At 71.1% G+C, this 20,390-nt stretch carries 15 protein-coding genes; 13 read left to right on the top strand and 2 right to left on the bottom strand.

Features of this window, described 5'->3' with window-relative positions; genetic code table 11:
* The first annotated feature begins 4 nt into the window (after window positions 1–4).
* The 13 genes from pstA to ACIB24_RS00345 all read left to right on the top strand — a co-directional run bounded on the left by pstA (window position 5) and on the right by ACIB24_RS00345 (window position 19,450).
* On the top strand, window positions 5–1,189 hold the full coding sequence (gene pstA / locus ACIB24_RS00405) for a phosphate ABC transporter permease PstA (protein WP_398273519.1): 1,185 nt from the start codon (window positions 5–7) through the stop codon (window positions 1,187–1,189).
* A complete protein-coding gene (locus ACIB24_RS00400; protein ID WP_398273517.1) occupies window positions 1,186–2,778 on the top strand; it encodes a phosphate ABC transporter substrate-binding protein PstS in 1,593 nt (530 codons plus the stop codon). The genes pstA and ACIB24_RS00400 overlap by 4 nt, the downstream gene beginning before the upstream one ends.
* Window positions 2,775–5,348: a hypothetical protein gene (locus ACIB24_RS00395; protein WP_398273514.1), complete on the top strand. Its 2,574-nt coding sequence runs from the start codon at window positions 2,775–2,777 to the stop codon at window positions 5,346–5,348. Before ACIB24_RS00400 ends, ACIB24_RS00395 begins: the two co-directional genes overlap by 4 nt.
* Window positions 5,349–5,412: 64 nt before the next feature.
* Complete coding sequence (locus ACIB24_RS00390; RefSeq protein ID WP_398273511.1) at window positions 5,413–6,516, top strand: hypothetical protein; 1,104 nt, start codon at window positions 5,413–5,415, stop codon at window positions 6,514–6,516.
* An 89-nt stretch (window positions 6,517–6,605) separates the two neighbouring features.
* The gene (locus ACIB24_RS00385; RefSeq protein WP_398273508.1) at window positions 6,606–8,153 is read left to right on the top strand and encodes a hypothetical protein; all 1,548 of its coding nucleotides are present in this window, start codon (window positions 6,606–6,608) and stop codon (window positions 8,151–8,153) included.
* Between the two features lie 113 nt (window positions 8,154–8,266).
* Window positions 8,267–10,219: a WxL protein peptidoglycan domain-containing protein gene (locus tag ACIB24_RS00380; RefSeq protein ID WP_398273505.1), complete on the top strand. Its 1,953-nt coding sequence runs from the start codon at window positions 8,267–8,269 to the stop codon at window positions 10,217–10,219.
* On the top strand, window positions 10,216–12,867 hold the full coding sequence (locus ACIB24_RS00375) for a beta strand repeat-containing protein (RefSeq protein ID WP_398273503.1): 2,652 nt from the start codon (window positions 10,216–10,218) through the stop codon (window positions 12,865–12,867). Before ACIB24_RS00380 ends, ACIB24_RS00375 begins: the two co-directional genes overlap by 4 nt.
* The gene (locus tag ACIB24_RS00370) at window positions 12,864–14,690 is read left to right on the top strand and encodes an Ig-like domain repeat protein (RefSeq protein ID WP_398273500.1); all 1,827 of its coding nucleotides are present in this window, start codon (window positions 12,864–12,866) and stop codon (window positions 14,688–14,690) included. The genes ACIB24_RS00375 and ACIB24_RS00370 overlap by 4 nt, the downstream gene beginning before the upstream one ends.
* Window positions 14,687–15,610 (top strand): sortase, encoded by a 924-nt coding sequence (locus ACIB24_RS00365; protein ID WP_398273497.1) that lies wholly within the window; start codon window positions 14,687–14,689, stop codon window positions 15,608–15,610. Before ACIB24_RS00370 ends, ACIB24_RS00365 begins: the two co-directional genes overlap by 4 nt.
* Window positions 15,611–15,866: 256 nt before the next feature.
* Window positions 15,867–16,655, top strand: coding sequence for a phosphate ABC transporter ATP-binding protein (locus ACIB24_RS00360; protein ID WP_398276670.1), 789 nt, complete (start codon window positions 15,867–15,869; stop codon window positions 16,653–16,655).
* Window positions 16,656–16,729: 74 nt separating this feature from the next.
* Window positions 16,730–17,968, top strand: coding sequence for a hypothetical protein (locus tag ACIB24_RS00355; protein WP_398273494.1), 1,239 nt, complete (start codon window positions 16,730–16,732; stop codon window positions 17,966–17,968).
* Window positions 17,969–17,978: 10 nt separating this feature from the next.
* Complete coding sequence (locus ACIB24_RS00350; protein WP_398273491.1) at window positions 17,979–18,599, top strand: adenylyltransferase/cytidyltransferase family protein; 621 nt, start codon at window positions 17,979–17,981, stop codon at window positions 18,597–18,599.
* Window positions 18,596–19,450: a deoxycytidylate deaminase gene (locus ACIB24_RS00345; RefSeq protein ID WP_398273488.1), complete on the top strand. Its 855-nt coding sequence runs from the start codon at window positions 18,596–18,598 to the stop codon at window positions 19,448–19,450. The genes ACIB24_RS00350 and ACIB24_RS00345 overlap by 4 nt, the downstream gene beginning before the upstream one ends.
* On the opposite strand, the gene ACIB24_RS00340 is transcribed toward ACIB24_RS00345, so the two are convergent.
* Both ACIB24_RS00340 and ACIB24_RS00335 read right to left on the bottom strand, forming a co-directional pair.
* Window positions 19,428–19,877: an HIT family protein gene (locus ACIB24_RS00340; RefSeq protein WP_398273485.1), complete on the bottom strand. Its 450-nt coding sequence runs from the start codon at window positions 19,875–19,877 to the stop codon at window positions 19,428–19,430. The two genes, ACIB24_RS00345 and ACIB24_RS00340, sit on opposite strands and share 23 nt — an antisense overlap.
* A complete protein-coding gene (locus ACIB24_RS00335) occupies window positions 19,874–20,383 on the bottom strand; it encodes a dihydrofolate reductase (protein ID WP_398273482.1) in 510 nt (169 codons plus the stop codon). Before ACIB24_RS00335 ends, ACIB24_RS00340 begins: the two co-directional genes overlap by 4 nt.
* Window positions 20,384–20,390: the final 7 nt, after the last annotated feature.

Genomic DNA, 20,390 nt, shown 5'->3' with positions numbered 1-20,390 from the left:
GGTCATGAGCACCACCGAAACGCCGCTGCAGGTGGCGCCTCTCAGCATGGAAGAGCGTCCGAAGCGGGTCCTCGCGCGGTATCGGGAGTCCGATGTCCTCGCCCTCGTGGGGGCGTTCTTCTCGGCCGCCGGCCTCACGTGGCTGCTGTTCACCCAGATCGCGCCCTTCAACGGCAAGGTCGGCGCCCTGGCGGTCGGTTGGGTCCTGTTCGTCGTCATCTACGGCCTGCTGGTCTCGCTCGACGAGGACGGCCAGGCCGTCCGCGACCGGGTTGCGTCGGTCGTCGTGCACAGCCTCGCTCTGCTGCTGCTGACCGTGCTGGTCTTCGTGATCGCCTACGTGATCAGTCGCGGAGCGACCGCCATGGTGCACTGGAACTTCTTCGTCAAGGACCTGAGCACCACCGGTCCGCTGGACCCCCTGTCGCTGGGCGGCATCGGCCACGCCATCGTGGGCACGCTGATCATGATCTCGCTGTCGCTGGCGATCACGGTGCCGCTCGGTCTCACCTGCGCGGTGTTCCTGGCCGAGTTCCCCGGCCCGTTCGCCCGGACGGTGCGCACGGTGGTCGAGGCGATGACCGCCCTGCCCTCCATCGTCGCGGGCCTGTTCGTCTACACCGTCTTCATCCTGATGCTGCATGTCGAGAAGTCGGGCTTCGCGGCGGCTCTCGCGCTCAGCGTGATGATGTTCTCGATCATCATCCGAGCCGCCGACGTGGTGTTGCGCCTGGTGCCGGGGTCGCTTACCGAGGCCTCACTGGCCCTGGGGGCCGACCGCTGGCGAACGGTCTGGCACGTCACGCTGCCGACCGCGCGCTCGGGCCTGGCCACCGCGGTCATCCTCGGCACCGCCCGCGGCATCGGGGAGACCTCGCCGGTGCTGCTGACCGCCGGCTACGCGACGTCCTACAACTTCAACCCCTTCTCGGGGCCGATGACGTCGCTGCCGCTGGCCGCCTACACGTTGCGCAGCTTTCCCCAACCCGGCCTGATCGCCCGCGGATTCGGGTCCGCGGCCACGCTGATGGTCATCGTCCTGGTGCTGTTCATCGTCGCCCGCTGGCTGGGTGGACGCGGCCCGGGCGTCCTCAGCCCGCGCCAGTCCGCTCGGCGCGCGGAGCAGTCGCTCGACGACGCCTACCGGATCGCCTCCCGTTCCCACGCTGCCCCTGGAGCCCCCCGATGAACCGCCGCGCCCGCCTCCGTCGCGCGCTCGTCCTGCCTCTCCTGGCCGCCGTCGCGGCCCTGGTGTTCGTGACGCCCGCCGAGGCGGCCACCACCTACGTGCCGATCAGCGGAGCGGGTTCCACCTGGTCCTCGAACGCCATCGACGCCTGGCGCGCGAACGTCGCGCAGTTCGGCATGAAGGTGAACTTCCAGGCCAGCGGTTCCTCGGACGGTCGTAATCAGTTCGGCAACGGCACAGTCGATTTCGGTGTCTCCGAGATTCCCTACGGCCGCTCCGACAACGGCGTCGTGGACAGCCCGCCGGCGCGCAAGTTCGCGTACATGCCGATCGTCGCCGGTGGCACCTCGTTCATGTACAACCTCGTGGCGGGCGGGAAGCGGGTCGAGAACCTCCGGCTCTCGGGGGAGACGGTGACGAAGATGTTCACCGGGGTCATCAAGAAGTGGGACGATCCGGCGATCAAGGCCGACAACCCTGGCCTGTCGTTGCCCGCGCTGCAGGTCGTCCCGGTCGTGCGTTCCGACGGCTCGGGGACCACGGCCCAGTTCAGCCTCTGGATGAGCAAGCGGTACCCGTCGCTGTGGAACGCCTACTGCAAGAAGGCGGGTCGCAAGTCCAACCCGTGCGGTGAGACGTCCAACTATCCCGTGGTGCCCGGGTCCGGGTTCACCGCGCAGAACGGTTCGCTGGGCGTCTCGGGGTACGTGGCGCAGAAGAGCAGCGTCGGTTCCATCACGTATGTCGAGTACTCCTACCCGCTGAACCAGAACTTCCCGGTTGCCAAGCTGCTCAACGATTCCGGCTACTACACGTTGCCGACGGCCAGCAACGTGGCCGTAGGCCTGCTGAAGGCGACGATCAACTCCGACCTGACGCAGAACCTCGACGGCGTCTACGGCAACGGCGACCGCCGGACCTACCCGCTGTCCAGCTACAGCTACATGATCATTCCGACCAAGGCCGAGGGGTCGTTCACCGAGGCCAAGGGCAAGACGCTGGGCGCCTTCGCCTACTACTTCCTGTGCGAAGGCCAGCAACAGGCGCCGAAACTCGGCTACTCGCCGCTGCCGATCAACCTGGTCAAGGCCGGGCTGACCCAGGTGGACAAGATCCCCGGCCGGACCGACCAGAACATCGACATCAAGAAGTGCAACAACCCGACGTTCTCCTCCGACGGCACGAACACGCTGGCCAGGACCGCCCCCTATCCGCCGGCCTGCGACAAGAAGGGTTCGACCCAGTGCGGCGCGGACGGGAAGACCGCCACGTCGGGCGGCGGCTCCGGCAACGGCTCCGGCAACGGCTCCGGCAACGGCTCGGGTGGGACCACGCCGAACGCCACCACCGGCGCGGGTACCGGCGCGGGGACGGGCGCGGCCATCGACCCGGACACCGGACTGCCCATCGACGGTTCCCTCACGTCCGGCAGCACCGACGTGAACGCCCTCGCCGTGCAGAGCCCGACCGGCTACGCGGACTCACCGGTGCGCTTTGCGCTGATCGGGCTGGCCGCCTTCGCCCTGGTCGGGGTCGCCTTCGGGCCGCCGCTGCTGACCCGGGCGCTGGGCGGAAGGCGTTCCTCATGAAGGACTTCCGGACCCGTTCGGGTGCCGTCGTGCGGCGACCGCAGGTGGCGCTGGCCGTCGTGGTCGCTCTGCTGGGCATCTTCGTGATCGCCTCGACCCCGGGTGGTCAGGCCCCTACCGTGTCGTGGCTGCGCACGTCGATGGCCGGCGCGCTCGGCGTTGAGAACTCGACCGTGGCGGTCACCGCGACGGCCGCGCCGTCGAACAGCTCGACCACGGTGGCGGGGACCGGTCCGGTGGCCGGGATCAAGGTCACGGTCAGCCAGACCGCCAACCTGGTGAACCAGAATGTAGACGTCACCTGGTCGGGGGCCGCGCCCACGGTCGGCCTCCCGAACTACGCCGCCAACTACATGCAGCTCATGCAGTGCTGGGGTGACGTGGCCCCGGACCCGACCACCTGCCAGTTCGGCGGCAAGGTGGCCACCGACACCCGTGGTGGGTTCAACGCGGCCTCGCGACGCCTGGACCAAGACCTCTACGTCGACCCCGATCAGAAGGGGCTCGACGGCGGGCCGCTGCAGGTCCGGACGTGGGAGCCGTTCCAGCCCGTCCAGGGCGACCTCGTGACGGGGGCCGAGGTGGCGGAGAACTCCTACTTCGACCGGTACACGACCAACGAGATCCCCTTCGCGCTCACCCGGGGCGACGGCAAGGGATACGCGAGCTTCGAGGTGCAGACGTTCCGCGAGGCATCCGGGCTCGGCTGCGGCGACAGGATCACCGACGGGGCGCTGCAGGGTAAGACCCGCAACTGCTGGCTGGTCGTCGTCCCCCGCGGCGACACCGAGGTCGACGGCACCCCGCTCGACACCGTGCTGAACCAGAGTTCGCACCGGCTGAACAGCTCCCCCTTCAGCGCCACCAACTGGGCCCGGCGCATCGTCGTCCCGCTGAAGTTCGCCGCGACGTCGTCCGTCTGCCCGATCGAGGCCAAGCAGCGCCCCGTGGCCGGGGCCGAGACGTCCGCCGAGGCGGTGCTGCGCTGGCAGCCGGCTCTGTGCGCCGACAACGGGCCCGTGTTCAGCTACGCGACCATCGCCGAGAGCGTCGTCGAGCGCGGCTTGGCCAGCGAGTCTCCGGACATGGCCCTGCTCAACGGGCCGACCACGAGCCCACCACCGTCCGACCGGCGCTACGTCTACGCACCGCTGACCGTCTCGGGGATCTCGATCTCGTTCCTGATCGAGCGGCGTAGTGCCGTCGATGCCCCGGCGGCCGTCAAAGACCTTGACGGCGGCCGGATCAGCGACATCAAGCTGACGCCTCGGTTGGCCGCGAAGCTGCTCACCCAGTCGTACGTCCAGGATGTGTCCGCGACGGCGAGGTACCTCGGGAAGAACCCCGACAACATCACCAAGGACCCCGAGTTCCTCAAGCTGAACCCGGTCTTCGCGGACCTGAGCTTCCGGGACACCATCGAGACCCTGGTGCCGATCGGCCTCTCCAGGTCCAACGCCCTGATCTGGAACTGGATCACGAGCGACCAGAAGGCGGTGGACTTCGTCGCCGGCCTCCCCGACGAGTACGGAATGCGGGTCAACCCCTTCTACCAGGGCCTCGACGTCCCTCGGGAGGACTTCGCGAAGCTCGACCCGCTGTGCGAGAAGGTTGTCGCCGGCGCACCGGCGCTGTGCACGCTCGATCGGCACCCCTACGCGCAGGACTTCCACGACACCGGCCGGTCGGTCGGCCGCGGGGACGCCCTGTCGCGGGTCAGCTGGGACGTATTCGCCGTCCCGCCGGCGTGGAAGAAGCTGCCACCTCAGCTCGACGGCCTGCGTGCCCTGTTCGGGGTGACCGATACGGCCACCGCTGCCCGCTACGGCATCATCCCGGCCAAGCTGCAGAACGGGGCGGGCCGGTTCGTCGGTCCCGATGCGAAGGGCCTGTCGGAAGGCCTGGCCGCGATGGGCTCTTCGAGCGTGTCCGGCGTCCTGGCGCCGAACCCGGGGTCCACCCGCAAGGGGGCCTACCCGCTGACCGAGGTCACGTACGGTGTCACCGCCCCGAACATCCTCGACCAGGCGGCGGCGAACGACTACGCGACCTTCATCAAGTACGCCGTGGGCTCGGGGCAGAAGGAGGGGGCCGGGGTCGGCGAACTCCCGCCCGGCTACCTGCCTCTGACCGCGAAGCTGAAGGCCCAGGCGCTGGCCGCGGCGGCCGAGATCAAGGCCCGCAAGGGGCCGAAGAAGACCGCCACGACGGACGACTCGAACACGTCTGGGAGCGGGAAAACCAGCGGGACGGGCGGATCGTCGTCTCCCGCGAGCACGCCGTCGGCGAGCGCCAGCCCGACCCCGCCCGCGACGCCGGTCGCGACCGCGTCAGCGGTGCCCACCTCCTACACCCCCGGGGTGGCTGCGGTCTTCGGGCGCTACGGCCTGTTGATCGCCCTCACGCTCGGCAGCTGCGCCCTGATCGCGGGGCTCGTGCTGCCGAGGCTGGCGCGACGCCCTCGCCAACAGGGCGCCGCGCCAGCCAGCTCCACGGAAGAACAACTGCACACCGGCTCCAGGCAAGAGCAAGACAGCGGCGTTCCGGTGGGGAGCCAAAACTCACCGTAACACCGCGTCGCAGCACCGGTCCCGGCATCAGCCGGGGCCGCACCATCCGGAAGGGAACTCCGCTGTGACCAGAAAGAAGACGCTCGCCCTCGTGGCGGCGGCGACCGGCCTGCTGGCCGTGCTCGCGACCCAGAACTCCGCGCTGGCCGACACCAACGAGGGCAGCGACTCGACGCTCGTGATGGTCGGTTCCGACACGTCGCAGGACGTGATGGAGGGCCTGTCCCAGGTCGTCGTGAACGGCGCGGGCAACCCGCTGCTGTCGAACTACAAGGCGACCCCGGTGGGCCGCACCGTCACCACCCGCACCGCGAACGCCGCCAACTGCACCTTCACGGTGGCTCGCAGCTCCGGCGAGGGCGTCAACGCGCTCGCCGCCTCGATCGCCGGGACGGCGTTCAACGGAGGCGGCGCCACCACCCCCGTGACCTCGCCCAACATGACCGGCTGCGTCGACGTCGCCCGCTCCTCCTCCGCCACGATCTCGCCGTCCCCGAACCCGGGCGCCGGCAACCTGACGCTGATCCCGTTCGCCACCGACTCGGTGAGCTTCGCGACCACCAACGTCAGCGGCATCCAGCACCGCCTCACCCTGGCCGCGCTGAAGGCCTACTACACCTCCAACGGCACCCCCGGCTCCGCCGGTTCCGCGGGCTGCCGCGGCGCGAAGCCGCTGCTGCCGGCCTCGGGTTCGGGCACCCGCAACTTCTTCCGGACCATGCTGGGCATCACCAGCGACACCATCGGCGCGACCGGTGGCTGGGGCACCTGCGTGCGCGACACCAACGCCGCCGGCACCCCGATCCAGGAGCACGACGGCCGGTTCCTGACCGACAGCCAGCAGCTGGTGCCGTTCTCCGTCTCGCAGTACATCGCGCAGCAGAGCTCCCAGATCTCCGACATCCGGGGCCGGGCCACGCTGGGCTCCATCGACTGGACCGACACCGCTCTCGCGGCCAAGGCCACCTCCCCGGTGCTGCTCCAGACCAGCTTCGGTCAGGGCACCCGTCAGCTCTACAACGTGGTCCAGACCAGCCGTCTGGGCGACGCGAAGGTCTCCGAGGCCTTCGTCGGGGGCGGCTCCGACGTCTGCCAGGCGACGGCGACGATCCAGGCCTACGGCCTGGCCACGTACGCCCAGTGCGGTTCGACCACCCTCACCAACTGACGGTGAGCCGGGACATTCCGCTCGTCTGTGCACGCAACCCACTCACTCACCGAGTCATTCACTCGACCCCAGAAGGGTTTCGAACGATCATGAAGATCGATCTGAAGCGCACGGCCGCCGTAGCCGCCGTGGCACTGGTCGGCTCGCTGGCCGTCGGCATGGGGACCGCTCAGGCGGCCACCACTGTCGGCTCCGTCATCGGCCCGGCCGTGCAGGGTTCCACCGGGACCCCGTTCTCGGTCCGGACCACCGCGGCCTGCCCGGCGGGTTCCACCAACCGCTACGGCGTCATCGACGCTGCCGGCTGGAACGCCGTTCCCGCCATCGGGGCCGACGTCCCGACGTCGGGCATGACCTCGTCCATCAACATGGCCGACAACCTGACCGGCCTCGCCCAGGCGAACGGCGTCACGCTGGCCGACGGCAACTACACCCTCACGATCATCTGTGAGGACGGCAACGCGGACGCGACGGGCCAGTTCGTCGGCTCGTTCGTGGTGTCCGGTTCGGGTGCCAACTACCTGTTCAACAAGCTGGCCACCTCGATCGGCAACGTGAGCGTCACCCCGCCGAGCCCGCAGAACGTGGGCACGCCGGTCAACGTGTCGGTGGCCTTCTCCGGCAACCCGGCCGGCTCGGTCCAGTTCAAGGACAACGGCAACGACCTCGGCAGCGCCGTGGCGGTCGCCGCGAACGCCACGGCGGCGTCGCTGACGGGCGTCACGCTGACCGGTCCGTCGCACTCGCTCACGGCCGTCTTCACCCCGACGGACGCGGCCGGGTACACCACGGCCACGTCGGCCACGCCGACGTCGTACACGATCATCACCCCCGCGGTGAACACCTCGATCGCGTTCGGCGCCACCACCCCGGCGAGCCCGACCTACGGTCAGACCATCGTCCTGAAGGCCGTCGTCTCGCCGGCCGCGGCCGGCACGGTGACCTTCAAGGAGGGGTCGACGACCGTGGGTTCAGGCGTCGTCAACACCACCACGGGTGAGGCCACGGCCTCGATCGTGGGCGCCACGCAGGCCACGCACACCTACAGTGCGTCCTTCGTGCCGTCCGACCCGTCGGCCTACAACCCGTCGAGCACCACCGCCGACGAGGTCGTCGTCGTCGGTGCTCCGACCGTGCCCACGGCCACCGAGAACATCACGGTCGCGGTCGCGGCGGGCACGCTCACCATCACCGCGGGCGGCCAGACGGTCGACCTCGGCACGCTGGCCCTCAACTCCAGCAACACCCTGCTGGCGTCCGGCACCACGGACCTCAACACGGTGACCGTCACCGACACCCGCGCCGGCAGCCTCGGCTGGAACGTCAACGGCATCGTCGGTGAGTTCTCCAATGCGGCCGGCGACAAGATCAACAGCGCCAACCTCGGGTGGACGCCACGGGTCCTGACCACCAACACCGGTCAGACCGTCACCCCCGCCGCCGCCACGGCTCCGGCCGCCGGCGTCGCCGTCGGTGCCACCAGCACCGCCGGCCTGCAGACGGCCAAGTCCCTCGCCTCGTCGCCCGCGGGCGCGAGCGTCGGCACGGCTACGGTCACGGCGGGTCTGCTCATGCAGGCTCCCACCACGACCAAGCCGGGTCAGTACAACTCGGTCCTCACCCTGACCGCTGTCTGATCAGAGTGACTGCAGGTGACCGCATCTGAGGTCACCGGGGCGGGGAGGTCAGAGCCGGCCTCCCCGCCCCACCCCCTCTCTTTCCGCACGGACGCACCCGAACGGACACGGACATGTCGCAGCACGCCCCCCGCCCTCGCCGGGCCGCCCTCAGGTCGGTGGTCATCGCGCTGGTCGCTGCCACGGCCCTCGCCGCGCCCGCGGCCGCCCTCGCTGCGGCTCCCGCCTCGGCCGCCTCGGACGACGGTCGCCGCAGCTTCGGCGTGCAGCCCGCCGGTCCCCAGAAACCGGACACCCGGCCCAATTTCACCTACCGGGACGTCAAACCGGGTGCGCGCTTCTACGACCACGTGTCGTTCGTGAACATCAGCGACCGGCCCGTGACGCTCTCGGTCTACGCCGCCGACGCCTTCAACACCGCCACCGGTGCGTTCGACCTGAAGAAGCCCGACCAGAAGTCCGACGACGTGGGCGCGTGGGTCAGCCTGATCCGCAACAAGGTGACCGTCCCCGCCCGGTCCTCGTGGGTCACACCCATCACGGTGACGATCCCGAAGAACGCCGAGCCGGGCGACCACGCCGGCGGCATCGTCGCGTCCCTGAAGACTCAGACCAAGGACGCGCGGGGCAACTCGGTGACCGTCGACTCCCGGGTCGCCACCCGCTTCTACATCCGCGTCGCCGGAGACCTGCGCCCCCATCTGACGCTCGAGAAGCCTCACGGGTCCTACCTGCAGAAGTTCTTCGGGTTCGGCGTCGGCGGCGGCCGGGTCACCTACACCGTGCGCAACGACGGGAACGTCCGGCTGATCGGCGACCAATCGGTGCGGGTGAGCACGCTGCTGGGCACGTCGCGCCAGGCGAGGAACCTGCCGGCCGTACCGGAAATCCTCCCCGGGGGCTCGTACTCGTACACCGCCACCGCCAAGACCGTGCTGCCGACCTTCCTGGTCAACTCCCACGTCACGATCGACCCGCGCTCGGTCACCGGCAACGTCGACCCGGCCACCGCACAGGTCAACGCCGGTTCGTGGTTCGGGGCGGTCTACTGGCCCTTGGTCGCGATCCTGATCGGGCTGGCCGTCTGGGTCGCCCTCCGGCTGCGCCGGCGCGCCCGGCGCAACCCGACCCCCGGCGCCCCGGGCGCCCCCGGGCCCGCCGGCCCAGGGGGTGACCTGTCGCCGTCCTCCTCGTCGCGTGTCCCCGCGGCCCTGTTCGTGGCCGGAATCCTCACGCTCGGAGGGCTGTTCGGCGCCGCACCGGCCCAGGCGGTGGACCACGGCGCTCTGACGTTCATCCCCGGCAAGGGGCTCGACATCTCCCCGATGTACGCGGTGGCGGACGCGGCCTGCCCGAAGCAGGCCACGAGCGTCATCGGGACGATCCGTGGGAAGGGCTTCACGAAGGAGGGCGAGGTGGTCATCCAGAACAGCTCCGCAACCATCTCGCACAACGGCGCCTTCGGGGTCCCGCTGGGTGACACCTTGAACGCCTTCGCCTCGACCGCCGGCATCAAGCTCGACGGGCCCTACACGCTCTCGTTGCAGTGCGTCGACGAGGCGATGGACGTGTTCAAGGAGTTCACCGGCGTCGTCACGTTCGGGGACGCGACCCACTTCACCGCGCCCACTCCGAAGGTCCCCCCGAACGAGGGCGTCCCGATGGGCTTCCTGGCCCAGACGTTCCCCGAGTTCAAGCAGGGCCCGGGCCCCTCAGCGGGCAGTTCCGTGGCGCCGCAGGGAGCCGGCCGGTCCGCCGTCCCCCAGGCCCGGCCCGTGGTCGCCTCGACGAGCACCCCGATCCTGCCGTTCTTCCTGGTGATCATCTTCGCCGCCCTGCTGGGTGGCCTCGCCCTGGCCTACGCCCGCCGGTGGCAGGTCACGCCGTCGACGGGTGGGCCGGTGCCCAAGGTCCAGTGGGCGGACGAGGAGACCACCCCGACTCCGAGATCGACCTCGCAGGCGCCCCCCGCGCGGGCCGAGAAGGTCGACGCCGCAAGCACTACCGATGAGACGTCCGAAGCCACGGTCGCTTCCGCGACCACCTCGAGGGGAGAAAGCGCATGAGCACCAGGGATTCTTACCGCGCCGGGCGCGCCCGGCGCCGAACCGGCCTGATGGTGGTCGCGGTCCTGACCGCCGCCCTGCTGTCGGCCGTCGTGGCCCGCGGACAGGCGCAGGCCGCGGTGAGTCTGGGGTCGTTGAAGATCAGCCCGGAGACGGGTCAGGCCATCAGCCCGATCACGTTGACGACGGTGTCGTCGGGGGCCTCGAAGGGGTGCCCGGTCGGTTCGGGTGTGGTCGACGGGACGATCACGGGGCCGGGCGGTTGGGCTGCCGGTGTGCCGGCGATCTCCGCCACGGCCGTGGGGGTGTCGAACACGAAGGACTTCACGGTCAACCTGTCGGACACGTTCTCGAACATCGCGGCGGCCAACAGCCTGACCGTCCTGGTGGGCAAGTACACGATCTCGGTGCGGTGCACCGACGACGCGTCGGACGACCACGGGACGTTCTCCGCGCCGGTCTGGTTCACGTCAACGACGAACTACCAGACCACCGACCCGGACGCCCCGGCGCCGATCGCCACGACGACCACGGTGGCCGTCGCCCCGGCGGGCAGCGCGCAGGCCGGTGCCGAGGTCACGCTGACCGCGACCGTCGCCCCCGCGGCGGCCGCCGGCACCGTCCAGTTCAAGGACGGCACCGCGAATCTGGGTGCCGCGGTCGCCGTCTCCGCCGGGAAGGCGACGCTCAAGACGACTGCGCTGGGCCAGGGTTCACACTCCTTGACCGGCGTCTTCACGCCGTTGTCGGCCACCTACACCGGTTCGGCGTCGACCGCTGTCAGTCTCTCTGTCACGGCGGCCCCGGCGACCACCACGAACACCACGTTGACGGCCTCGCCGACCGGTTCGGCCGAGGCAGGGGCCAAGGTCACGCTGACCGCGACGATCGCCCCGGCCGCTGCCGCCGGCACGGTTCAGTTCGTCGACGGCTCGACGAACATCGGCTCCCCCGTGGCGGTCTCGAGCGGGGTGGCCAGCGTCAGCACGACCACGCTCGCCGCCGGCGCGCACACCCTGAAGGCCACGTTCACGTCGGCCGACGCCACCAAGTACACGGCCTCGACCTCGGCCGACCTGGCCTACTCCGTCACGACCGCCCCGCAGCCGCCGACGGTCACCAGTACGACGATCGCCGCCGACCCGGCGTCGCCGGTCCAGGCCGGGAAGCCGGTCACGTTCACCGCTTCGGTCACCCCGGCGGCGGCCGGAGGTTCGGTGCAGTTCACCGACACCGTCGGGGGCACTACGACGAACCTCGGCTCCCCGGCGGCCGTCTCGGCCGGGACGGCGTCTCTCACCACGACCGCGCTGGCGGCGGGTGGGCACTCGGTGAAAGCCGTCTTCACCTCGTCGAGCCCGACCGCGTACGCGGCGTCCACGTCCCCCGCGCTGGCCTACACCGTGACCGCGGCACCGAACCCGCCGACCAGCACCAGCACCGGACTGGCGGTCACGCCGGCGGGTGGCTCGAGCGTGGGTGACCCGGTCGCGCTGACCGCGTCCCTCACCCCGGCCACCGCGACCGGCACGGTCCAGTTCCTCGACGGCAGCGACACTCTCGGCTCGGCGGTGGTGGTCACCGCCGGCCAGGCCGTGCTGAACAGCACGTCGCTCGCCGCCGGGGCCCACCCGCTGAAGGCGGTCTTCACGCCGACCGACGCGGCCTACGCCACCTCGACGTCCAGCACCGTCACCTACACGGTCAGCCCCAAGGCCGGCCCGGTGGTGACCACGCTGACGCTCAGTGCCTCGCCCGCCACGTCGGCGCCCGCGGGCTCCTCGGTGGCCTTCACCGCGACGGTCGCCCCGGCCGCCGCCGGCACGGTGACCTTCACCCGCACGCCGTCCGGGGGCACGTCCTCGCCGATCGGCTCGCCGGTCGCGGTGACCGGCGGCCAGGCGACGGTGAGCATCTCCACGCTGACCGCCGGCGCCTACTCGATCGGTGCGAGCTTCGCCCCGGCCGACGCGACGGCCTACCAGGCCTCGACCGCCGCGCCGCTGGCGTACACGGTCACCGCGCCGAGCACCGACCCGGTCAGGACCACGACCACGCTCACGGGTGCGCCCGCGGGGCCGATCGCGGTCGGGACGAAGGTCGCGCTGACCGCCACCGTCGCCCCCGCGGCGACCGGTTCAGTGCAGTTCCTCGACGCCCTGTCCGGCACCACGGCTCCGCTCGGAACCGCGACCGTGACCGGTGGGAAAGCCACTCTGGAGGCGACTTTCGCCGCCGCCGGGGCGCACTCCCTGACCGCGGTGTTCAGCCCGGCCGACCCCAAGGCGTACCTCGGGTCGACCTCGGCGGCGCTGGCCTACCAGGTGAACCCGGCCACCACCCCCCAGGCCAAGCCGACGGCGGTCAAGCTCTCCGTCGTGCGGGTGCCGATCCTGGGCAACGTGGCCATCCTGGTTGCCGAGGTCCAGCCGTACCAGGCCGCCGGCGCCGTCCAGTTCACCGACACCCGTGACGGCCGGACCGTCCCGGTGGGTGGGCCGGTGAAGGTCTACAAGGGGTACGCCCTCTTCTGGACGGCGGTCAGCCCGGGTAAGCACCTGGGCGGCGCGGTCTTCGCTCCGGCCGACCCCAAGGCCTACCAGCCCTCGGTCTCCAACGGCGTCGCGGTCGACGGTGGTCGCGGATGACCTGGCGCATCCCGCGACCGACCTGGTCGCGCCCCGTGCCGCCCACCCGCTGGGTGCCGGTGGTCGTCGTGCTCGCCCTCGTGGGCGCGGCGATCACCGGGCTGGTGGCCGCGCCGGTGCGGGCGGCCACCAGTCTGGGGTCGTTGACGATCAGCCCGGAGACGGGTCAGGCCATCAGCCCGATCACGTTGACGACGGTGTCGTCGGGGGCCTCGAAGGGGTGCCCGGTCGGTTCGGGTGTGGTCGACGGGACGATCACGGGGCCGGGCGGTTGGGCTGCCGGTGTGCCGGCGATCTCCGCCACGGCCGTGGGGGTGTCGAACACGAAGGACTTCACCGTCGATCTGTCGGACACGTTCTCGAACATCGCGGCGGCCAACGGTCTGACCGTGCTGGTGGGCAAGTACACGATCGCGGTGCGGTGCACGGACGAGGCGTCGGACGACCACGGGACGTTCTCGGGGTCGTTGCGGTTCACCTCGGCGTCGGTGTACCAGACCACCGCCCCCTCGGCGCAGCCCACCACCGGCCCGACGCCGACCACCGGGGCGGCCACGGCCACGGCCACGAGTCTGGGGGTCAGCCCGTCAGCCTCGGCCGCCATCGGCGCGGCGGTGACCCTGACGGCGACGGTCACCCCGGCGACCGCGGCGGGCACGGTGACCTTCCGCGACTCCGCGACCAACTCGGCCATCGGCCAGGCCGCGGTGGCCGGTGGCCAGGCCTCGATCACCACGGTGGGCCTGGGGGTGGGCAGCCATTCGTTGACCGCGAGCTTCGCCCCCACGTCGACTGCGGCCTTCAGCGCGTCCACCTCCGGCGCCGTCGCCTACACGGTGACGGCGGCCACGGGTGGGCCGGCGGCGCTCGGCGGCCTGGTCCTCCAACCGGCCACCGGGACCGCGATCGATCCGCTGCGGGCCCGCACCGTCAGCGCCGCGGGGCGAACCGACCTGGGTTGCCCGACGGGCACGACCTCCTACACGGGCACCGTCGTGGGTCCGGGTGGCTGGTCCGTCGGCGTCCTGTTCGTCCAGTCGTCGGCGAACAACCTGTCGACCACGAAGGACTTCGTCGTCGAGGTCTCCGACACCTTCTCGAACCTCGCGGCGTCCAACGGGCTGACCGTCCTCGCCGGGCGGTACGACATCGCGCTGGACTGCATCGACGACACGACGTCGGACAGCCTGGGACGGTTCACCGGCAGCATCTGGTTCACCGACGCCACCAACTTCCAGAGCACCGACCCGGCCACGTCTCAGATCCAGACCGCGACGGTGGTCAGCACGAATCCGGCCGATCGCGTCGATCTCGGTGCCGCCGTGACCCTCTCGGCCACCGTCACCCCGCCCGTCGCGGGGAAGCTCCAGTTCCAGAACGAGCAGAACGGCACCTTCGCCACCATCGGCTCGGCGGTCACCACCAGCAACGGCAGGGCCACCCTGAAGACCGGCACGCTGCCGTTCGGTCTCTACTACCTCTCGGCCGTCTTCACACCGAGCAGCCCGGAGCGTTACACGACCTCCACGTCCCCGGAGGTGGTCTTCGTCGTCGCCAAACCGATTCCGCCGCTGCCCAAGTCGAGTTCGGCCACGATCAAGGGGACGGTCGAGGTGGGATCGAAGCTGACCTGCTCGGCGAGCTTCTCGGGGGCCGAGACGCGGTCGTACGCCTGGTACGTCGGGGCCACCCAGGTCTCGACGAAGAGCAGCTACCGGCCTGCCAAGGCCGACGCGAAGAAGAAGCTGCGCTGCCAGGCCCTGGCCACGAACAAGGGCGGGACGACGTACCGGTACAGCGTGTGGAAGGCGGTGGCCAGGTGACGGTCGTCGTCGAGCGGTCCGCGACGACCGTCGCCCGGCCCCGGACAGCGGCCCGCGTGGCCGTGACCACGCGGCTCGGCTACGGCGACGTGGCCGGCACCGCCCTGGTGATCCTCGGCATCCTGATGTTCACCTTCGTCGCCACGCTCTCCGGGCTCGGAACGGTCAAGCACGTCCGCGACCAGCAGGTGGCCTACGACGCCTTCCGCAGCGCGCTGGCCAACGCGACGGCCCCCGTCGGGCAGCTCGGGTCCGACGGGAAGCCGCTCAAGCTGGGCACCCCGGTCGCGACGCTGACCATTCCCCAGATCGGGGTCAACGAGATCGTCTTCGAGGGAACGACGTCGGGGGTTCTGCAGTCCGGGCCCGGGCACCGCCGCGACACCGCGCTCCCCGGACAGGCGGGGATCGCGCTGATCTACGCCCGGCACGGGGCGTTCGGCGCCCCCTTCGCCCACCTCGACCAGCTGCGCCGCGGCGCCGTCCTCCAGGTGACCACCGGGCAGGGCAGGCACTCGTACCGGGTCATCGCGGTCCGGCGGGCCGGCGACCCCATGCCCGCGGCCCCGGCCGCCGGGACCGGGCGGCTGCGGCTCGTCACGGCGACCGGGCCGATGTTCGTTCCCGAGGGCCTCCTCTACGTCGACGCGCAGCTGGTCTCCAAGGTGCAGGAGAACCCGCTCCGGCCGATCACCACGTCGAGCCTCCCTGAGGCCGAGAAGCCCCTGCAATCGGACGATTCCGCGTGGGTTCCGATCCTGCTGCTGGCCCAGGGCCTGCTGCTGGCCGCCCTGCTGCTGACCTGGTTGCGGACCCGGTGGGGGGCCGCCCAGGTCTGGCTGGTCGGGCTGCCCGCCGTGCTCGCCCTGGCCGTCGGGCTCTCCCAGCAGGTTGCCCGCCTCCTGCCGAACCTGATGTGACGTGTACTCCACGGAAGGACCCGAGATGACCGAGCCCGACGAGACCCCGCAACCCAGCTTCGACGAGCTGAAGCGCGAGCTCTGGGCGCTGCACGCGCAGATGACCGGCGGTCAACCGGATGTCCCGGCTGCGCCCGCAGCCGTCCCGGACGCCTTCGTGACCGCCGCGATCGCCGGGCCCGGGGACACCGAGGTGCTGCCGCCCGTCGCCCCCGCCCGCCCCGAGCCGCTCGTGGCCGGCGCCCGGGGCGCGCGGATGCCGTCGCCCGACCTGGTCGGACTGGACGCGCGGCACATCTCGGCCTGGTTCGGCGAACACAAGGTGCTCCAGGACGTCTCCCTGCACATGCGGGCCGGTGAGGTGACAGCCCTGATCGGGCCCTCGGGGTGCGGCAAGTCGACCTTCCTGCGGATCCTCAACCGGATGCACGAGCTGATCCCCAGCGCCTCGCTGGCCGGCGAGGTGCTGCTGGCCGGGGAGGACCTCTACGCCCGCGACCGGCGGTTGACCGAGGCCCGGCGCCAGGTCGGGATGGTCTTCCAGAAGCCCAACCCGTTCCCGACGATGTCGATCTACGACAACGTCCTGGCCGGACTGAAGCTGACCGGCCTGAAGGCGAGCCGAGACACCAAGGACGATCTGGTCGAGGAGTGCCTGAGCAAGGCGGGTCTGTGGAAGGAGGTCCGCGACCGGCTGCGCTCACCCGGTGGCGCCCTGTCCGGCGGACAGCAGCAGCGGTTGTGCATCGCCCGGTCGCTGGCCATCAAGCCCAAGGTGCTGCTGATGGACGAGCCGTGTTCGGCGCTCGACCCGACGTCCACCCGGCGGATCGAGCAGACCATCCGGGAACTCGTCGACGAGGTGACGATCGTGATCGTCACCCACAACATGCAGCAGGCGGCCCGCGTCTCCGACCGGTGCGCCTTCTTCCTCGCCGAGGCCGGTACCCCGGGCGGGATCGTCGAGCACGGCCTCACCGACGCCATGTTCAGTCGCCCCCAGGACCAGCGGACCTCCGACTACGTGAACGGGCGGTTCGGGTGAACGGGACGCGAGGTCGTACCGACGATTTGGTCCTGGTCGAGACACCTATGTCCACAAATGGCACCATGGATCGGGTGAGGCGAGGGGGAGCCACCGCGACGCGGCTGTGGCGTGACATCACGAAATTCCCGGTCCGGGCCTGGACCGGGAACGTTCCCTTGCCCGCGTCCATGCATCCCGGCGTCATCCGCCGAGTCGGGCGCTGGACCATCCACCGCCAGCGCTACCTGCTGCTCACCCTCTTCCCGCTCGCCGTCCTCTCGCTGTCGGCGTCGCAGCACCTGCTGCCCGTGGTCGCCGCACCGGCCGCACCGGCGTCGACCGTCGAGAACGAGAGTTTCTACTACGACGGGCTGTGGTCCGGCGGGTCCAACCTGCCGCCCTCGGGCACGGTGCCCACGGCCCAGAACCCGGCCGACACCCCCTACGGCGTCGGGTCGGCGTCCACGCTGACCGCCTCGGGCATCCCGCAGGCCGCCTACCGGGCCTACGTCAACGCCGCGAACGAGCTGGCGAAGTCCGACCCGACGTGCGGCATCAACTGGTCGGTGCTCGGCGGCATCGGCCGGGTGGAGAGCAACCACGGCCGGTTCGGCGGCTCCACGATCGGCATCGACGGCGTCGTGCGCCCGCCGATCCTCGGCATCCGGCTCGACGGGTCGCGTTCCGCGCGGATCACCGACTCGGACGACGGGAAGTACGACGGGGACACGCAGTTCGACCGGGCGGTCGGGCCGATGCAGTTCATCCCCGGCACCTGGAAGGCCTACGGGGGCGGCAAGAACCCGCAGGACATGAACGCGGCCGCGCTCGCCGCCGGGAAGTACCTGTGCGCCGGCGGCTCGAACATGCTCACGCAGAAGGGGCGTTGGGCCGCGGTCTACCGGTACAACCACTCCGACAGCTACGTGTCCCTGGTCCTGTCGATCGCCGACTCTTACGCCTCGGGCCACGTCGTCACGTTCCCGACCCGGCCGAACGACACGAAGACCGACGACAAGGGCGAGGAGGCCACGCCGGGCGGCAAGCCGCCGGCCGCCGACCCCGACCCGACGCCGACCACCAAACCGACGACGAAACCGACGAGCACCCCGACCGCCTCGCCGACCGGCATCCCGTCGGCGACGTCCTCGCCCAGCGCCCCGACGTCACCGACGACGAAGCCGACGACGGCGCCGCCGAGCACGTCGGCCCCCGCCACCCCGCAGCCGTCGTCCACCCCGTCGACGACGTGTGCGAGCGCCTCGGCCACCCCGTCGGCGACCGTCGCCCCGCAGCCGTCGCCCACCGCGAGCTGCCCGGCGGTCGAGTAGCCTTTCGCAGGTGGGAACGGACACCGAGACGCAGGGGTACGACGCCCTGATCGACCTCCTCGCGGAGGACCGGTCGCACTTCGACCACCGGTTCATCAAGGAGCTCGCCGAGCTGGAACGGCTGGTCACGGCCATCCGGGCCCGCGAGGACAGCCGGATCGTGCTCACCAGCGGCTCGTTCGACGTGATCCACGAGGGGCACTCGATGTACCTGGAGGCGGCCCGGGAGATGGGCGACTTCCTGGTGGTCGGCGTCGACAGCGACGCCAAGGTGCGCGAGCGCAAGGGCAAGACCCGCCCGGCCGTGCCCGAGCTGGAGCGGCTGCGCATGGTCACCCACCAGCGCGGGGTCGGCCTGGTCGCGCTCAAGCACCCCGAGGACGCGCGGTGGGCGCTGATCAAGGCGGTCCGCCCCGACGTCCTGGTGGCCACCGAGGAGACGTACTCGCAGGCCGAGATCGACGAGCTCGAGGCCAACTGGTGCGGCCGGGTCGAGGTGCTGCAGCGGATGGCCACGGTCAGCACGAGCGCCCGGCTGCGCAACGCGTACTTCGAGATCGCCAACCTGGTCACCGAGCGGCTGCCCAGCTTCATCAGCGGCATCGTGTCGGAAGTCGCCGGGGAGCGATGAGTCAACTCCTGCTCTTCCTGCCGGTGCTGCACGCCGGCTACCGGCGCCTCCTCGCGCAGCGCCCCGACGCCGAGATCCTGCTCGTCGGGCCGGATTTCGCGTCCGAGTACCCGGTGGTGCGCAAGGAGATCCGGGCGCTGGACGCCGCCGAGACCCTCGAGTGGCTGCTGAAGCTCGGGCTCGTCCCCCGGGGGCGGGTGCTGGCCCCGGCCGACCTGCCGTCGGCCGTGGAACCCGGGGGTGAGCTGATCGTCCCGGACGAGGACCTGATGCGCTCGCTCGTGGCCGACTTCGGGTTGGACGCGCGGGCGCGAGTGGTCTGGCAGCGCACCTTCCTGCGCTGGGACCGGGAGTGGAGCCGCGCCGGGGTCCCGGCCGAGTGGGACGGCGCCGTGTCGGAGGCCGAATACGCACGCCACATGCAGGGTCTCGCCTTCGAGGCCGCCGGCCGCAGCTCCGACTGGTGGCGGCAGGTCGGGGCCGTCGCCGCCCGCGGCGAGACGGTGCTGGCCGTCGAGCACAACCGGCACCTGCCCACCGAGTACTCGCCCTACGTCGACGGCGACCCCCGCAACGACTTCCGGCGCGGCGTCGAGCTCGACCGCAGCACAGCGGTGCACGCCGAGCAGGCCCTGATCGCCCGGGCCGCGCGCGAGGGGTTCAGCCTGGCCGGTGCCGACCTGCACGTGACGACGTTCCCGTGCCCGGCCTGCTCACGGCTGATCGCCGAGGTCGGTTTCGCGCGCTGCTACTTCGCGGGCGGCTACTCGGTGTTGGCGGGGGCCGAGGTGATGCGCGGCGCCGGGGTCGAGCTGATCGCCGTCGACCTCAGTTCGAACGACGAGAGCTGAGTTTCAGCCGCACCGGCTCGTGCCCCGGGTCGTCGACGTCGCCGACCAGCAGGTGCACGTGCACGTGTGCGATGGTCCCGCCGGTGCACGCCGGGTCGCCGCAACGGGCACCCAACCCGTAGTAGGTCAGGTCGAACTCCTCACGCAGGGACCGCACCAGCGGCCAGAACTGCGCCAGGACGGCGTCGGGCAGGTCGACGAGGTCGGTCACGTGCCGCCGGGGGACGACGAGCAGGTGCAGCTTCGTCCCCGCGTACGGGAAGTCGTTGCGCCGCACCGTCCATTCGTCGGTGCTCGCCACGAGACCGGCGGCCGGCTCGGCGTCGAGCTGCTCGGGGCAGAAGAGGCACACGCCGGCCGCTTCGAGGGCGCGCATGCGCTCGGCCTGTTCCGCGTGCCGGGCGTTGCCGACGAAGTACAGGCTCACCGCCGCACCCAGCGTTCGAACGAGAACTCCAGGCCCGAGGCGTCGCTATGCCTCTCCGCCGAGACTCTTTCGAACGGGTCGAGCCAGCCGGGGGGCAGGGCGGCATCCCCGGCCACCTCGGCGTGCACGCGGGTCAGGTCGACCACGTCCACCACCGGCAGCAACGCGGTGTAGAGCTGCGCGCCGCCGATCACGAACCAGTCGTCCAGCCCGCGCGCCGCGGTGGCCTTGGCGGCCCGCTCGAGCGCCGCCTCGACCGTGGCGACCGGCTCGACGTCCGGGTGCGGTTCGAGCGCGCGCGAGGTGACGACCACCGCATGCCGCCCGGGCAGCGGTTTCCCGAGCCGGGCCACGATCGATTCGTGGGTCAGCCGGCCCATCACGACCACGTGCCCGCGGGTCAGCGCCGCGAACCGCTTCAGGTCGGCGCTCAGGTGCCAGGGCAGGTCGCCGTCGAGGCCGATCACGTCGTTCTCGGCTGCGGCGACCAGCAGGCGCACGCTCACCGGGCCG

Source organism: Spongisporangium articulatum (assembly GCF_044465595.1).
Taxonomy (GTDB): Bacteria; Actinomycetota; Actinomycetes; order Actinomycetales; family Kineosporiaceae; genus Spongisporangium; species Spongisporangium articulatum.
Note: the sequence above shows the minus strand (reverse complement) of the source record. Positions and strands in the feature narration are given on the sequence as shown.

Bases quoted from the DNA above. Each gene is read 5' to 3' on its own strand.
- pstA (WP_398273519.1), top strand. From the start codon at position 5: ATGAGCACCACCGAAACGCCGCTGCAGGTGGCGCCTCTCAGCATGGAA.
- ACIB24_RS00400 (WP_398273517.1), top strand. From the start codon at position 1,186: ATGAACCGCCGCGCCCGCCTCCGTCGCGCGCTCGTCCTGCCTCTCCTG.
- ACIB24_RS00395 (WP_398273514.1), top strand. From the start codon at position 2,775: ATGAAGGACTTCCGGACCCGTTCGGGTGCCGTCGTGCGGCGACCGCAG.
- ACIB24_RS00385 (WP_398273508.1), top strand. From the start codon at position 6,606: ATGAAGATCGATCTGAAGCGCACGGCCGCCGTAGCCGCCGTGGCACTG.
- ACIB24_RS00380 (WP_398273505.1), top strand. From the start codon at position 8,267: ATGTCGCAGCACGCCCCCCGCCCTCGCCGGGCCGCCCTCAGGTCGGTG.
- ACIB24_RS00375 (WP_398273503.1), top strand. From the start codon at position 10,216: ATGAGCACCAGGGATTCTTACCGCGCCGGGCGCGCCCGGCGCCGAACC.
- ACIB24_RS00370 (WP_398273500.1), top strand. From the start codon at position 12,864: ATGACCTGGCGCATCCCGCGACCGACCTGGTCGCGCCCCGTGCCGCCC.
- ACIB24_RS00360 (WP_398276670.1), top strand. From the start codon at position 15,867: ATGCCGTCGCCCGACCTGGTCGGACTGGACGCGCGGCACATCTCGGCC.
- ACIB24_RS00345 (WP_398273488.1), top strand. From the start codon at position 18,596: ATGAGTCAACTCCTGCTCTTCCTGCCGGTGCTGCACGCCGGCTACCGG.